At 58.8% G+C, this 14,703-nt stretch carries 13 protein-coding genes; 9 read left to right on the forward strand and 4 right to left on the reverse strand.

The annotated features are described in order from the left end of the window. Positions 1-23: 23 nt before the first annotated feature. A complete protein-coding gene (locus RM192_RS17510; protein ID WP_311508927.1) occupies positions 24-1,523 on the reverse strand; it encodes a CoA-acylating methylmalonate-semialdehyde dehydrogenase in 1,500 nt (499 codons plus the stop codon). A 490-nt stretch (positions 1,524-2,013) separates the two neighbouring features. On the opposite strand from RM192_RS17510, the gene RM192_RS17515 reads away from it, so the two are divergent. The 4 genes from RM192_RS17515 to RM192_RS17530 are packed head-to-tail and all read left to right on the forward strand — an operon-like array spanning position 2,014 to position 7,200. Further along, the gene (locus tag RM192_RS17515; RefSeq protein WP_311508928.1) at positions 2,014-4,113 is read left to right on the forward strand and encodes an acetate--CoA ligase family protein; all 2,100 of its coding nucleotides are present in this window, start codon (positions 2,014-2,016) and stop codon (positions 4,111-4,113) included. After that, complete coding sequence (locus tag RM192_RS17520) at positions 4,110-5,003, forward strand: enoyl-CoA hydratase (RefSeq protein ID WP_311508929.1); 894 nt, start codon at positions 4,110-4,112, stop codon at positions 5,001-5,003. Before RM192_RS17515 ends, RM192_RS17520 begins: the two co-directional genes overlap by 4 nt. After that, on the forward strand, positions 5,003-6,163 hold the full coding sequence (locus RM192_RS17525; RefSeq protein WP_311508930.1) for an acyl-CoA dehydrogenase family protein: 1,161 nt from the start codon (positions 5,003-5,005) through the stop codon (positions 6,161-6,163). The genes RM192_RS17520 and RM192_RS17525 overlap by 1 nt, the downstream gene beginning before the upstream one ends. Before the next feature lie 5 nt (positions 6,164-6,168). After that, complete coding sequence (locus RM192_RS17530; protein WP_311508931.1) at positions 6,169-7,200, forward strand: acyl-CoA dehydrogenase family protein; 1,032 nt, start codon at positions 6,169-6,171, stop codon at positions 7,198-7,200. A gap of 51 nt (positions 7,201-7,251) precedes the next feature. Here RM192_RS17530 and RM192_RS17535 read toward each other — a convergent pair whose 3' ends face one another. Both RM192_RS17535 and RM192_RS17540 read right to left on the reverse strand, forming a co-directional pair. Beyond that, positions 7,252-7,644, reverse strand: coding sequence for a nuclear transport factor 2 family protein (locus RM192_RS17535; RefSeq protein WP_311508932.1), 393 nt, complete (start codon positions 7,642-7,644; stop codon positions 7,252-7,254). Then, a complete protein-coding gene (locus RM192_RS17540; RefSeq protein WP_311508933.1) occupies positions 7,637-8,113 on the reverse strand; it encodes a thioesterase family protein in 477 nt (158 codons plus the stop codon). Before RM192_RS17540 ends, RM192_RS17535 begins: the two co-directional genes overlap by 8 nt. Positions 8,114-8,259: 146 nt before the next feature. On the opposite strand from RM192_RS17540, the gene RM192_RS17545 reads away from it, so the two are divergent. The 5 genes from RM192_RS17545 to RM192_RS17565 all read left to right on the forward strand — a co-directional run bounded on the left by RM192_RS17545 (position 8,260) and on the right by RM192_RS17565 (position 13,888). After that, complete coding sequence (locus RM192_RS17545) at positions 8,260-9,144, forward strand: SMP-30/gluconolactonase/LRE family protein (protein ID WP_311508934.1); 885 nt, start codon at positions 8,260-8,262, stop codon at positions 9,142-9,144. Between the two features lie 166 nt (positions 9,145-9,310). Continuing rightward, entirely contained in the window at positions 9,311-10,282 is a 972-nt protein-coding gene (locus RM192_RS17550; RefSeq protein ID WP_311508935.1) for an acyl-CoA dehydrogenase family protein, read from the forward strand. A gap of 1 nt (position 10,283) precedes the next feature. Beyond that, positions 10,284-11,462, forward strand: coding sequence for an acyl-CoA dehydrogenase family protein (locus RM192_RS17555; protein ID WP_311508936.1), 1,179 nt, complete (start codon positions 10,284-10,286; stop codon positions 11,460-11,462). Further along, on the forward strand, positions 11,459-12,532 hold the full coding sequence (locus RM192_RS17560; RefSeq protein ID WP_311508937.1) for a Gfo/Idh/MocA family oxidoreductase: 1,074 nt from the start codon (positions 11,459-11,461) through the stop codon (positions 12,530-12,532). The genes RM192_RS17555 and RM192_RS17560 overlap by 4 nt, the downstream gene beginning before the upstream one ends. 33 nt (positions 12,533-12,565) lie before the next feature. Beyond that, entirely contained in the window at positions 12,566-13,888 is a 1,323-nt protein-coding gene (locus RM192_RS17565; protein ID WP_311508938.1) for an MFS transporter, read from the forward strand. Between the two features lie 41 nt (positions 13,889-13,929). On the opposite strand, the gene RM192_RS17570 is transcribed toward RM192_RS17565, so the two are convergent. Beyond that, a complete protein-coding gene (locus RM192_RS17570) occupies positions 13,930-14,691 on the reverse strand; it encodes a hypothetical protein (protein WP_311508939.1) in 762 nt (253 codons plus the stop codon). Between the last annotated feature and the right edge of the window lie 12 nt (positions 14,692-14,703).

Below are 14,703 nucleotides of genomic sequence, written 5' to 3' on the forward strand. Positions count from 1 at the left end.
CCGGGGCAGTTATTGCTACCAGATCAACCCATTGTCGGAATGACGAAAGCGTTGGCAAGATCGCCCACGCTACCACCAGGCCAGCGCTGGGTGACGGTCTTGACCTTGGTCCAGAACTTGACGCCTTCCATGCCGTGCTGGTTGGTATCACCAAAGGCCGAACGCTTCCAACCGCCGAAGCTGTGATAGGCCACCGGCACCGGAATTGGCACGTTGATGCCCACCATGCCAACGTTTACGCGGGCGGCAAATTCGCGCGCGGCGTGGCCGTTGCGGGTAAAGATCGTCACACCGTTGCCATATTGGTGCTTGCTGGGCAGCGCCACGGCTTCTTCAAAGTTTTCAGCCCGCACGATCTGCAGCACCGGGCCGAAGATTTCGTTGTGGTAGCTATCCATGTCAGTCGTCACATGATCGATCAGCGTCGGGCCGATGAAGAAGCCGTTTTCGTGGCCCTGAAGCGTAAAGCCGCGACCATCGATCACGATTTCGCCGCCTTCATCGGCGCATGTCTGGATCCAGCGTTCAATATTGGCCTTGTGCACCGCAGTGACAACCGGGCCGTAATGAGCTTCGGTGTCGGTCGAGATCCCGACACGCAGCGCGTTGATTGCAGGGATCAGCTTGGCGCGCAGACGTTCTGCGGTATCGTGGCCCACCGGCACGACCACCGGCAGTGCCATGCAGCGTTCCCCGGCCGAACCGAAGGCTGCACCGCACAAATCATTGACGACCTGATCCAGATTGGCGTCGGGCATCACGATACCGTGGTTCTTGGCGCCGCCCATTGCCTGTACGCGCTTGCCCGCAGCAACGCCGCGATTGTAGACATAATGCGCAATGTCGGACGAACCGACAAAGCTGACCGCGCCAATCGCCGGATGATCAAGGATCGCGTCGACCATTTCCTTGTCGCCATGCACAACCTGGAAGATACCTGCAGGCAGGCCTGCTTCAAGGAAAAGTTCAGCCAGCCGGTTGGGCACCGAAGGATCACGCTCTGATGGCTTGAGGATGAAGGCATTGCCGGTGGCAACAGCCACAGCGCCCATCCACAACGGGATCATCGCAGGGAAGTTAAACGGCGTGATGCCCGCACCGATGCCGATGGGCTGGCGCATCGAATAGACATCAATGCCAGGGCCTGCACCTTGCGTGAATTCGCCCTTCATCACGTGCGGCAGGCCGCAGGTGAATTCCACCACCTCCAGACCGCGCTGAATATCGCCCTTGGAATCGGCGATCACTTTGCCGTGTTCGGACGAAAGCATGTGCGCCAGCGCATCCATGTTCGCCTCGATCAGTTCCTTGAAGCGGAACATTACCCGCGCACGACGCTGCGGATTGGTCGCTGCCCATGCAGGCTGCGCTGCCGATGCCGCCGCAACGGCAATGTCCAGAACAGCAGCATTGCCCAAGGCAACCTGCGCCTGAATGCCGCCGTTGTTAGGATCAAGAATATCGGCAAAGCGCGCTATCTCTGGAACGGGGCCGCCAGCAACAAAATGGTCAATCACGCGCATGGTCGTCTTCCTTCAGCATGCCGACAGTCACACCGTTGCAACGGTGTTGCGGCCGATAATCCCATCTGCCCAGTAAACCCATTGTGCAATCGGCCCTGAACGATTGCCAGTGCGTATGAAACGGCGGAAAAAAAATGACAATAGGGATGTGCATTTATTCTGGCGCACCACTGTAATCCGAAGGCAGGGCCGAGGCAAAGTCACGGCGCCGCAGGCGGATCGGCAACGGGGGCAAGGTAAAACCTGTTGCCGGCAAAATGCATCTTTGCTATCGCATTTCAATGTAGACGGGACAGGATGGCGGTGTGTTGCACGGGAAAATCCGGCTCTTGAAGCCCGGCCTTGGCGATTCTGTCCGCGGCGAACGCCGGGATAATGCTATGCCCTGCAACTTGAACCATGCTGCAGCTCCAATCAATCACGGTTGGTCAGTTTCTGACCATTTTGCAGAAAGCCTGAACATGACCAGTGCACGGTCGGGAGTGTCGGCATGAGCCTTACCCCGCTTCTCAAGCCACGCTCAATTGCCATCATCGGCGCATCGGACAACAAGGCGCGCATCGGCGGCGTCCCGGTTGATCTTTTGAAGCGCGCAGGTTTTGCGCGGATTTATCCGGTTAATCCCAAGAACGAAACCGTTCAGGGACTGACCGCTTACAAGGACATCGAATCAGTCCCCGAAGTGGTTGATCTGGTGATCGTTGCGGTTTCCGCCGAAGCTACGCTGCCGATGCTTGAACGCTGCCACGCACTCGGGATTCCTGCCGCAATGGCCTATGCCTCGGGCTATGCCGAAACCAACGAAGAAGTGGGCGTCCAGCGGCAGGAAACGCTCGTCACATTTGCCAAGGCTTCGGGCATGAAGATTGCCGGCCCCAATTGCATGGGCAATGCCAACTTCACCGACAGCGTCTTCACCACGTTCGGGCAATCGTTCCAGCCGGGCGAACCTGCGGGCAACACCGCGCTGCTGACGCAAAGCGGCAATATGTGCGCTACGGTGTTCCGTATGGCGCGGCGCGCTGGCGTCACCTTCAGCCACGTGATCAACACGGGCAACGAAGCGGCGGTCGAATTCAGCGATTATCTTGATTTCCTTGCCGGTGACGATGCCACGCATGCTGCGGTATGCTATATCGAAGAACTGCGCGATGGACCCAAGTTCCTGACCGCTGCTGCCCGTTTCCGCGCCGCCGGAAAGCTGCTGGCGGTTTACAAGGTGGGTGCATCTGAAAAGGGAGCGGAGGCTACTCGTTCGCACACTGCAGCGTTGGCCGGAGATAGCGCCGCCTATGATGCGGCGTTCTCGCGTGCGGGTGTGGCTCGCGCCGGCTCTCTGGCAGAGCTGGCCGACCTTGCCTATCTCCACGCGCTGGGTGCAGGCAAGATCCGTGGTAACAATTGCGGCGTTTTGAGCATTTCAGGCGCCGCTGGTGCGATTCTCGCCGATGCCCTCGCGCTGGCAGGAGGTGATACACCCACTTTCCCGCAGTCAGTGCAAGATGGATTGACCGCACAGATTCCAGGGCACTCGATGGTGTCCAACCCGGTCGACCTGACCGGCAATATCGTCAATTCCAATGATTTCCTGCTGGAATGCATCAAGCTTGCGCTGCAGCCTGATGATGTTGACGTGTTGCTGCTTTATCTGCCCGGAGCCTTCCTGACGGGCGCCCTGCCCCAGGTTGAAAAGGCGGCGGCCGGTACGGACAAGACGCTTATTGTGATTGATACTTTTGCCATGGCGGATCGGTCGCACCTGACGGCCCATGGTATCGGTTATTTCGATGATTTTGACCGCGCCGCACGTGCAGTTTCAGCCTATGGCGCTTGGGCAAAGGGGGGCAAGCCGACCCCGGTAGCTGCCGCGCCCGTCACCAGTTGGCCGGAGATCGAAGCCGGTCGTGCCGCGTTGTCGGAAACGGAGTCAAAGGATGCGCTGGCGCGGTTTGGCGTGCCCGTGGTGCATGATGCGCTGGTTCAGACCGCAGAAGAAGCGCGTGAGGCCGCGCAGACTGTCGGCTTCCCGCTGGTGGCAAAGCTGGTCAGCCCGGATGTGGCACACAAGACCGAACACGGCCTGATCAGGTTGTCGATCAAGGATGCCGACGCAGCGGTTGAAGCGTTCGAAGCGATGATGGCCAAGGCGCGCTCCATGAACGTGCATATCGAAGGCGTCACCTTTGAACCGATGCTTTCAGGCGGCGTTGAGATCCTTGCCGGAGTAACCCGCGATGCGGTGTTCGGTTGGATGCTGACGGTCGGTCTGGGCGGGGTTTGGACCGAACTGATGAAAGACGCTTGCCACAATCTCTTGCCGGTAGATGCCGCAGGTGCCGAAGCGATGCTGCGCAGCCTGAAGGGCTTCAAGCTGCTTGACGGTTATCGCGGCGCGCCAAAGGCCGACATCACTGGTGCAGCCAAAGCGATCGCAGCGCTTGGCGAAGCAGTGCTTGCAGGCGGCGATCGATTGCGCGAGGTTGAAATCAATCCGCTGCTGGTGATGCCCGAAGGCAAAGGCGCAGTAGCCGTGGACGCACTCGTTCTGCTCAACGAAGCAGATGCGGCCCAAGGAGAGCAGGCAGCATGACCGATCTGGTAGAGCCTCGGCAGATTGACCCGGTTTACGAAACCGAAGAACCGATCCTCTATGAGGTTGTCGAGGGCGTGGCGTGGATTACTATGAACCGCCCCGGCTTCAACAACGCGCAGAACGGTCAGATGACGTACGCGCTGGACGATGCGTTTGGTCGCGCGGTGAATGACGATGCGGTGAAGTGCATCGTTCTTGCCGGGAATGGCAAACACTTCTCGGCCGGGCACGATATCGGCACGCCGGGACGCGATCTGCATTTTGAATTCGACAAGCGGTTGATGCTGCCACCGCACACCAACAAGCCTGCCGCAGAGCTGCTTTATACCCGCGAACAGGAACAGTACCTTGGCATGTGCCGCCGCTGGCGCGACATTCCCAAGCCAACCATCGCTATGGTCCAAGGTGCGTGTGTTGCTGGCGGTTTGATGCTGGCATGGGTCTGTGATCTGATCGTGGCCAGCGAAGATGCGTTCTTCCAAGATCCGGTCAATCCGCTGATGGGTATTCCGGGCGTTGAATATTTCGCCCATGCCTATGAACTGCCGCCGCGCGTGGCAAAGGAGTTCCTGTTGCTGGGCGAACGCATGCCTGCTGCCCGCGCGTACAGCTTTGGCATGGTAAACAAGGTTGTGCCCCGTGATGAACTTCGTGCGGCAACCACGGCTTGGGCCGACAAGCTGGCAGGCCAGGGCCGCCTTGGCAATTGGTTGACAAAACAGTCGGTCAATCACGTCGAGGAATTGCGTGGAAAGCGTTCCGCCATGGATGCGGTGTTCCACATGCACCACTTTGCACACGCACAGAACGATCTGGTCAAAGGTGATTCCATCGCCGGGGTCAGCGGCAAATCCGCCGCCGCTTCAAACAAGAGCCAAGCCGACTGATGAAACTTGATTATACGCCCGAACAGCAGGCCTTCCGCGCCGAAGTACGCAGTTGGATGGAAGCCAATGTGCCCGCAGGCAAGCTTCCGTCCTTCGATCTGACCCGCCAAGGCTTTGAGGCTCACCGCGATTGGGAACGCAAGCTGAGTCAAGGCCAATGGGGCATGGTGACATGGCCCGAAGCCTATGGTGGGCGAGCGCTTGACCTGATCCGCTGGTTGATCTTCGAAGAAGAATACTATCGCGCTGGTGCCCCGACGCGCGTCAACCAGAACGGGATTTTCCTGCTCGGCCCGACGATGATGGAATTCGGCACCGACGATCAGAAGCAGCGTTTTCTGCCGCGTATGGCAGCGGGCGATGACATCTGGGCGCAAGCATGGTCTGAACCTGGCGCAGGCAGCGATCTTGCAGCGGTGAGGTCTACTTGCACGCGCGATGGTGATGAATACGTGCTCAATGGCCAGAAAATCTGGTCTACGCGCGCCGTCTTTGCCGATTGGGCTTTCGGCCTTTTCCGCGAACCGGGCAGCGAACGCCACAAGGGCATGAGCCTGATCCTGTTCCCGCTCGATGCCCCCGGAGTAACCCGTCGGCCTATTGCACGGATGGACGGCGAGATGGTCTTTGCCGAAATCTTCCTCGACAACGTGCGTGTCCCTGTGGCCGACCGCCTTGGCGATGAAGGACAGGGCTGGCACGTGTGCATGGCAACTGCCGGTTTCGAACGCGGCCTGATGCTGCGCTCCCCTGCCCGTTATCAGGTTGCCGCGCAAAAGCTGGCTGCACTGTACCATGCCAACAAGGCCAATCTCCCAGCCTCCATTGGGGAGCGTGTTGCGCAGCATTGGATGGATGCGGATGCTTATGCGCTGTCCATCTATTCCACCGCATCGCGGTTGGAAGCAGGCGGCAAGATCGGCCCGGAATCGTCGACCAACAAGATCTTCTGGTCCGAGATGGACGTGGCACTGCATCAGACGGCACTGGATATTCTGGGCCCGCGCGCCGAATTGCTCGGCCAAAGCACGGACGGGGTTTCCCCGGTTGACTGGCTGGACGGATTCATTTTCGCCCTCGCCGGTCCGATCTATGCCGGGTCCAACGAAATTCAGCGCAACATCATTGCCGAGCGGATGCTCGGACTGCCAAGAGGCTAAGCGCAATGCAATTCGCATTTACCGAAGATCAATTGACGATCACACAGGCCGCCCGCGAAATGCTGGTCGAGACCTGCACACCTGCCGATCTGCGCAAGCAGCTTGAAGCCGCGTCTCCGCGCGATGATGCCCGCTGGGCCACCATCGCTGAAATGGGCCTTATCGCCCTTCTTGCGCCTGAAGATGCAGGCGGTTTGGGCATGGGTCTGGTCGACCTGATCGGCATTGCTGAAGCTGCAGGATACGTCGGACTGCCTGAACCCCTGATCGAACAGGCCGGGATTGTCGTGCCGCTGTTGGCACGGTTGGAAGACAATCGTGGCTGGCTTGACAAAGTGCTGGCAGGTGCGGTGGTCGTGGTTGGCCACCCGATCAACCCGTTTGTCGCCAATGCCGATAGCGCCGATGCGTTTCTGCTGGCGGATGGCGATGACATCCATCTTGTCACAGCCGATGCAGTAACGATCACGCGCGCCGAAAGCTTTGATCCCTTCCGCCGTCTGTTCACCGTATCGTGGACGCCATCTGCCACTACGCTTGTGGGCGAAGGCTGGGGCGATACGGCAGAACGTGGTGCACTATTGGCCGCTGCGGAAATGATCGGCCTTGCCCAGCGCTGCATTGATCTTGCAGTCTCCTACGCCAAGGACCGCGTGCAGTTTGGCAAGCCAATCGGCACCACGCAGGCCATAAAGCACATGATCGCCTCTGCACAAGTCAAAGTCGAATTTGCCCGCCCCGTGGTTCATGCCGCCGCGGCAGAGCTGCCACTGGGCACGCTGCCCGCGCGTGCTCGGGTTGCACATGCCAAGATTGCTGCAGGTGCTGCGGCCGATATTGCTTCGCGCATGTCGGTTCAGGCGCATGGTGCCATGGGCATGACATGGGAAGTGGATCTGCACTTCTACCTGAAGCGGGCATTCTCGCTGAACTATGCCTGGGGCACACAAGCGCAGCAATTTGAAACTGTGCAGGAACGCATCGCGGCTGAACGCATGGGGCCGGACGCAACCTTTGCGAGCGCCCTGACGCAATAATAACTGGCCTGACCGGGTGGGAACATCCAACCGGTCAGGCCGGTTCCGCGCTCAGAGCCCCGGCGTTACGAGATCGCCCTCGGCAGGTTCGAATCCGCCGGACAGGTCGATATATTCGTCAAGCCGCGCAATGCGACCATCGGCAATCTGCACCACGACGCAAACCGGCCAAGCCTTGCGCGGGCCATCGCCTGCGCGCACAACGAACAAATGCTGCTGCACAAACCCGGTTGGCGTGGTCTGGCGACGTATGTCGGTCACACTGGTTTCAGTGTAACGCGCAGCAATCGCCTCCCATGATTTGACCACGTCATCAGGCGTCATCGCCACCCTGTCAAAACTGTGCCAAACAATTGCATCTTCGGTCAAGCATTCGCGCACAATATCGGTGCGGCAACCCTGCATCGAATTGAAGAAGCGATCCAGAATATGGTCTTCAGACATGGCCATGCGGTTCCTGTGTTGCCTGACCGAGCAATATCCGGTTCAGGTTTTTGCGTAATCCTTCAGGCAGCGGCGCTGCACCATTTTCATCAGCAACCACCAGCGTCGTTTCAGCATAAATTGCCACCTGTCCGTTCTGGCGGGCAGTCTGCTGGATGGTAAAGGATGTGCGTCCGATCCGCGAGACAACCGAACCGATTTCAACATTTCCCGGATACAACAGTTCTGCAGCATATTCGATCGTCAGACCGGCAATCAGGGGGCGCATCGTTCCGATCAGGGCCGGCAGATCAATGGCCTTGTTGAACTCTACTCTGGCTTCCTGAAGGATGACCGGAACAGCGGCGTTGTTGATGTGGCCCTGAACATCCACATCGTCAAATCGGGTGGCGATGGTGGCCACAACCGGAAAAACGGTCTTGTCCAACGTTTCACGGTCCATCCGGCTCAACGGCGTATCCTCTCTCATTTTCCCATCGTGCAGGCCTGCAGCGCAGGCCACAAGATCAAGGCCCGTTGCTCAGGCCGGTTGTTCAGGTTGACTCGTTCGTAGCGTGATCTTAGCACAATGCACAAGGGTAATAGCATTTCCCAATGCCGGAGGGGCACTGTGACATGGCAGGCGTGACACTTGCATTTGATGCCAGGAATCATCTTGGTGAATCGCCAATCTGGTCGGTGCCCGATCAGACGCTGTGGTGGGTCAACTGTGAAAATCCCCCAGCAATCCACCGTTGGAATCCAGCATCGGGCGAGCACCGCATATGGCCGTTCGCATCCCGCGTCGGCGGTTTTGTGCACAAGGCAAATGGCGGCCTGCTCGTGGCGCTGGCTGATGGTGTCTATGACTTCGATCCTGCGACATCGGCGCTGCACTTGCGCGCCCTTGCGCCGGTTTCGCATTCAGGCCACGTGACCCTGCACGAATGCCACTGTGACCGTCAGGGGCGTTTCTGGGTCGGCTCGTTTGACCACGGCTTTCCAGCAGATCGCAATGCTGCAGGCGGCGCATGGTTCAGGCTGGATGGAGATACGCTTATTCCGGCCATACCGAATGTGTCGGTGTCCAACGGCTTGGCATTCAGCCCCGATGGCAAGACGCTGTATTGCGCCAATACCCCCAGCCGTACGGTGGAGGCATTCGATCTTGATGCGCAGACCGGCGCAGTATCGAACCGGCGCCCTTTCATTACGCTTGCACCTGGAGACGGACACATTGACGGGGCCACCGTCGATGCTGAAGGCGGCTATTGGCTGGCGGTGGTCGCAACCGGAACGGTGCGGCGCTACACACCCGATGGCCAGCTTGACAGGGTGATCGAGGTGCCTTGTTCCAATCCGACAAAGCCTGCGTTCGGTGGGCCGGATCTGAAAACATTGTACGTTACGTCAACGCAAATGCTGATCAAACCGGATCTGCCAGGGGCCGCTGCCAATGGCGGCGTTTTTGCAACAAACCCCGGCGTTTGCGGCTTGCAAGACACTGTATTGGCATCATGACATACCGGGGGCATGAAACCTGCAGCATTGCGCAATCACCGCAATGTTGATCACAATGCAATTATGCTGTTGCATTTTTTCCGAACGGTTGGATAAAGCAAGTTCGCACTATGGCAAATGGCCGAAATGATGACATATGAATTAACGTTTGGGGTGTGGGGGCGCCATGTATCTCGTACCTGATGATGAAGAACTAGCAATCGCCAGCGCGGCTGCAGAATACCTTGCAGATGCAATGCCGATTGATCGGTTGCATGCTGCAAACCCTGCTGATCTGAAAGATGATGTACGCAACGCACTTGGCGACATGGGCTGGTACGCACTTGCCCTACCTGAAGCGGATGGTGGCAGCGGCCTTTCGGCCATCGAACACGCGCTGTTCTTCCGCGAAGTAGGCCGCCAGTGTGGTCCGGTCGAAGTCATGGCGCAGTGTCTTGCAGCAATGACTGTCGCCGACGCTGATCTGCGCGCGCAAATCACCAGCGGCGCGGTTGGCGTTTCTCTGGCCATTGTCGATGGCGATAGCCTTCGCCTACTCGGTTCGCCTGCTGCGCGCTATGCTTTGCAGGTCACGCGCAATGAGGCGTGCCTCCTGGATTTGCAGGGCGCGCAAGTCAGCGCAAAATCGTCGCTCGATCTGGCGCTGTCCATGGCTGTTGTTCCTGCCGGCTGTCCGGTTGTCGCTACGCGCGCTGGCGATCATGTGTGGATGATGGGACAATTGGCCACTGCGGCCCAATTGGTCGGCATTTCCGAAGCGTCGCTTGAACAGATTGTCGAATACGCCAAAGTGCGCGAAACTTTTGGCAAGAAGATCGGTTCATGGCAGGCCGTACGCCACCCTTGCGCCGATATGGCCGTGCGGCTTGAAGCAGCAAGATCGCAATTGTGGTATGCGGCAACGGCAATCAAGGAAGGCTCACTTGATGCCGGGGTCCATCTGGATGCGGCAAAGCATCAGGCCAATGTTGCAGCGCTTGCCAACACGGATTCCAACATTCAGCTTCATGGCGGCATCGGCGTAACCGATGAACACCACGCGCACCTCTATATGAAGCATTCGCTCGTGCTGGCGAAGCTTTTTGGTGGCCGACGGGAAATATTGGCCCGCCTGCTCCACGCCGAACTGGAAGACTGATATGGACCTGCAATACTCCGAACAGGATCGTGAGTTCAGGGCCAAGGCGCGGGCTTGGCTTTCGGCCAATGTTCCCGCCGAAGCCCGCCCCGCACACGGGCACGCTTCGGCGACATTTGACCGCGATTGGCAGCGCAAGCTTTATGACCATGGCTGGGCCGGCGTGTCCTGGCCCAAGGAATTTGGAGGCCTTGGTCTTTCCGGTTTGCAACAGGTTCTCTGGTACGAGGAACTGGCCCGCGCCCGTGCACCACATTACATCAACACCACTTACGTTGCGATGATGCATGCTGGTCCCACCCTGATTGCACGCGGCACGGATGAACAAAAGGCGTTCCACCTTCCCCGCATCCTGTCGGGTGAATCGCTCTGGTGCCAGGGGTTCTCGGAACCCAACGCCGGATCAGACCTCGCCTCCTTGAAGACCCGCGGCGTTGTTGATGGCGATGACATTGTGGTCACCGGGGCGAAGATGTGGACCACCGATGCGCAGCACGGTGATTATCAAGAATTGCTGATCCGCACCGATCCGGATTCGCAGCGTCACAAAGGCCTGACGTGGGTCATCTGCGACATGAAAACGCCCGGAATCGACATCAAACCGATCCGCACGATGCTGGGCGATGAACACATCAACACCGTGTTCTATGACGAAGTACGCATTCCGATTGCCAATGTCGTCGGCGAAATCGGCCAAGGCTGGTCCACCGCATTGGCGACGCTTTCGTTTGAACGCGGGCTTGGCTTCATCGGTGACCAGCTTGAGCTGTATGAGCGTGTCGGCCGCGCGGTCGATCTTGCCGGAAAGCTTCGGTTTGATGATGGCACGCTGGCAATTGATGATTCCGCCATTGCGCAAAAACTGGCTTCGTTGAAGTCCGATGCCATGGCCATCCGCGCGATGACATTGGCCGACATTGCCGAAACCGACCGGACCGGACAGCCCGGCCCCAAGGGGTCGATGATGAAGCTGCTCGTCACCAATACGCACAAGGCGTTGAGCGAAGTCGTGGGCGAGATGATGGGCTGGGACTTCCTCGAATTCAACGGTGATCGCAGCGCCCATCCGTGGACCTATGATTTCCTGTGGAGCTGGATCTTCTCGATCTCTGGCGGAACCAACGAAATCCAGCGTGAAAACATCGCCGATCGCGTCCTGTCGTTGCCGAGGGCACGATGAGCGCTGCGCCATTGCGCATCGGCTTAGCCGGTGCAAATGCTGAACGCGGTTGGGCCAAGGATGCGCACCTTGGCGCGATAAACGCCCTGCCCGATCTTGTGGTCCACGCGGTTTCAGCGCGGACGCAGGACATTGCAGATGGTGCCATGGCGATGTTCGGCGCGGCCAAGGCCTATGACGACTCGCTTGAGCTTACGCGCGATCCCGACGTCGATATTGTAGCCGTCACGGTAAAAGTGCCGGAACACCGCGCCATTGTGCTGGCAGCAATTGCGGCGGGAAAGCACGTCTATTGCGAATGGCCGCTGGGTCGTGATCTGGCCGAAGCAAAGGAAATGGCCGATGCCGCGCGCAAAGCAGGCGTGCACGTAGCCATCGGGCTGCAAGGCGCAAACAGCTGGGCCGTGCGTCATGCGGCGCAACTGGTTAAGGATGGCGTCATCGGTCGCCCGCTTTCGTTGCGCGTTGTTTCGCCAACTGGTGGCTGGGGTGCGGTTTCACCGCCAAACTACGCCTACCTGCAGGACAAGGCCAATGGCGCAACGCTTTCCACCATTGCAGGCGGACACACGTTGGCGGCCATTGAAGCGATCATCGGCAGCTTTACCGAGGTCAGCGCGCGCGCCAGCATTCTGCGCGACGAAATGACGCTGATGGGCAGCAATGAAGTGGTCAAACGCACGTGCGCTGATCACTTGCTGACATTTGGTAAACATGAAAGCGGCTGCATCTCTTCGCTTGAAGTGGTTGGAGGTGTGGTTGACGTGCCGTTCCAGTTTGAACTGCGCGGAACGAACGGGACGCTGTCGATCAATGGTGGCCACCCCGGCGGCTATCAGGTCGGGCCGCTTACCGTGACCACCACACCGGAATCTGCAGCGCAACTGCCAGCGACGGTCAGCAATGTCGTCCAGCCTTCGATCAATGTCGCCGAAGTGTGGGCACGTTTTGCCAAAGACATCCGCAGCGGTTCACGCACCGTGCCAGACTTTGATCGCGCTGTTCGGTTGACGCGCCTGCTTGATGCCATCGACGAATCGTCCGAACGCGGGCAAGTTATCGCGCTCTAATCGGGCACAAGCCCAAGTTTTCGGGGGGACAGGATGGCGCAGGACCAAACCTTGGCGAGTGCGGCCGGTCGTGCCAATGCCGAGCCTTATGCGTGGTACGTCGTCGGTGTCCTGATCATCGCCTATACGTTCTCGTTCATTGACCGTCAGATCCTGACTTTGCTCGTAGGGCCGATCCGCGCCACATTGAAGATCAGCGATTTTGAATTGAGCCTGCTGCATGGCTTTGCCTTTGCGCTGTTCTATTCGGTCATGGGCATCCCGATCGGGCGCCTGGTAGACAGCCGCAAACGCACCACGATCATTGCAATCGGCATTGCGGTGTGGAGCGTGATGACCGCGCTCTGCGGTTTGTCCAAAAGCTTCGTTCAACTGTTCATTGCGCGCATTGGCGTGGGCGTGGGTGAAGCCGCCCTTTCGCCCGGTGCCTATTCGATGATCGGTGACTATTTCCCACCGCATCAAAGGCCCCGCGCGCTCAGCCTCTATATCAGCGCGGCGTATGTGGGCGGCGGGATTGCCACGATGGCGGGCGGCGCATTGATTGCGATGATGACCCCGCTGACTCTGCCAGTGTTGGGACGCCTCGAAGCATGGCAAAGCCTGTTCGTGCTGGTCGGCTTGCCCGGATTGCTGGTGGCATTGTGGGTTTTGACCATGCGTGAACCAGTGCGCACCGACGTCAAAGCCGGGGCGCAGGCCAATTTTGCCGAAGTGCGCCGGCATATGGCGAAACAGAAATCGGCGTACAGCCTGCTGATCCTGGGTTATGCGATCAGCGGCATCATGTGGAACGGGGCAATTGCCTGGATTCCGACGCACTTTATCAGGACGTTTGGCTGGACTGCCAGTGAAGTCAGCCTGCCATATGGCCTGATCACGATTGTCAGCGGCACCTGCGGCATCATCCTTGGCGGATCAATTGCCACGCGTTTGCGTGCGCGCGGCGTCATGGACGCAAACCTGCTCATCGGTCTTCTGGCGGTCGCTGTGGCGATGCCGTCCGGGATTGCTGCCAGCCTTGCAGGCACGGCAACATCAGCCTTGTTGCTGTTTGCGGTATTCCTGTTTGGCTGTGCAATGCCGTGGGGCAGCGCAGTGGCGGCGTTGCAGGAAATCACGCCCAATCAGATGCGCGGGCAAGTATCTGCGATTTACCTGTTCTGTCTCAGCCTGTTTGGCATGGGCTTTGGCCCGACCATCGTGGCCAGCTTTACCGACCACGTATTTGCCAGCGATGCGGCTTTGGGCAGTTCAATGGCATCGACCATTGCCATTACCGGCCCATTGGCGGCCTTGCTGCTATGGCTGGCGCGCGCACCTTATCGTGCGGCTGTTGGCAAAGTGGATTTCTGAATGCAGGGGCACCTCTGCCCCTGCATCCAGTCATTCGGGCGTCAAGCCTTGTCGGGATAGACCGACAAATCGCCACCATAGGCAATTCCGCCGTCCCAGAATTGCGTGCCGCTGATCTTCTTGAAATAGTGCACCGTGCGGGCAAGCGACCCTGCACTTGACCTTGGCTCCATGGCAATACCGCTGGGCGAATGGCCCAAGGCGCGGGCTACAAAGTCACCGATGGTGAATGCCAGATCATCAGTCTGCTGGGCGGTCATCACCAATTGATCGCCGGGGCAATAGCAGCGCGGCTCAACTTGCAAGTTGGACAATTCGCCGCGCTTCATGGCAACGTGGCCCGGAACGTTGGCCACTTCAACGCTGTGCACGTTTTCATACCACGTCTGATATTCTTCAAAACGGCCCGCAACGTAATTGCCCAAAAGCACACTGACACCGGAAAGCGGCTTGTCGCGCTGCCAGTTGGGGCTGCCCTTCCAGTCACCGTAAAGACGATAGCTGTGGATGCGTTCACTCTCGTTCGGGGTGATCAATCCGGCATCGCGGGCATCGGCCAGAAGCGGGCCCAGCGCGGGCAGATCGATTTCGGGCGTCGTATAATCGAAATCATAGACGCTCAAAAACTGCCAAGGCTGGAATGCGTCACCCAGTTGCTGTTCAGTGATTTCAAAACGATCGGCAGCCTTGAAGCCGCGCAACCGTGCAAGGGCTTCGCGATGCGGCCCATCAAACCAGGCCGCATAGTCTGCCATTTTGTCGGCGGGGACATTGTGAAGGTGAATGGTTGTGTAAAGGGCCACGTCTCTCTCCTG

The sequence above is a fragment of the Novosphingobium sp. MMS21-SN21R genome (genome assembly GCF_031846015.1).
Taxonomy (GTDB): domain Bacteria; phylum Pseudomonadota; class Alphaproteobacteria; order Sphingomonadales; family Sphingomonadaceae; genus Novosphingobium.

Coding starts and splice junctions, on each gene's coding strand:
- RM192_RS17510 (WP_311508927.1), bottom strand. CDS start 1,523: ATGCGCGTGATTGACCATTTTGTTGCTGGCGGCCCCGTTCCAGAGATA.
- RM192_RS17515 (WP_311508928.1), top strand. CDS start 2,014: ATGAGCCTTACCCCGCTTCTCAAGCCACGCTCAATTGCCATCATCGGC.
- RM192_RS17520 (WP_311508929.1), top strand. CDS start 4,110: ATGACCGATCTGGTAGAGCCTCGGCAGATTGACCCGGTTTACGAAACC.
- RM192_RS17525 (WP_311508930.1), top strand. CDS start 5,003: ATGAAACTTGATTATACGCCCGAACAGCAGGCCTTCCGCGCCGAAGTA.
- RM192_RS17530 (WP_311508931.1), top strand. CDS start 6,169: ATGCAATTCGCATTTACCGAAGATCAATTGACGATCACACAGGCCGCC.
- RM192_RS17535 (WP_311508932.1), bottom strand. CDS start 7,644: ATGTCTGAAGACCATATTCTGGATCGCTTCTTCAATTCGATGCAGGGT.
- RM192_RS17540 (WP_311508933.1), bottom strand. CDS start 8,113: ATGAGAGAGGATACGCCGTTGAGCCGGATGGACCGTGAAACGTTGGAC.
- RM192_RS17545 (WP_311508934.1), top strand. CDS start 8,260: ATGGCAGGCGTGACACTTGCATTTGATGCCAGGAATCATCTTGGTGAA.
- RM192_RS17550 (WP_311508935.1), top strand. CDS start 9,311: ATGTATCTCGTACCTGATGATGAAGAACTAGCAATCGCCAGCGCGGCT.
- RM192_RS17555 (WP_311508936.1), top strand. CDS start 10,284: ATGGACCTGCAATACTCCGAACAGGATCGTGAGTTCAGGGCCAAGGCG.
- RM192_RS17560 (WP_311508937.1), top strand. CDS start 11,459: ATGAGCGCTGCGCCATTGCGCATCGGCTTAGCCGGTGCAAATGCTGAA.
- RM192_RS17565 (WP_311508938.1), top strand. CDS start 12,566: ATGGCGCAGGACCAAACCTTGGCGAGTGCGGCCGGTCGTGCCAATGCC.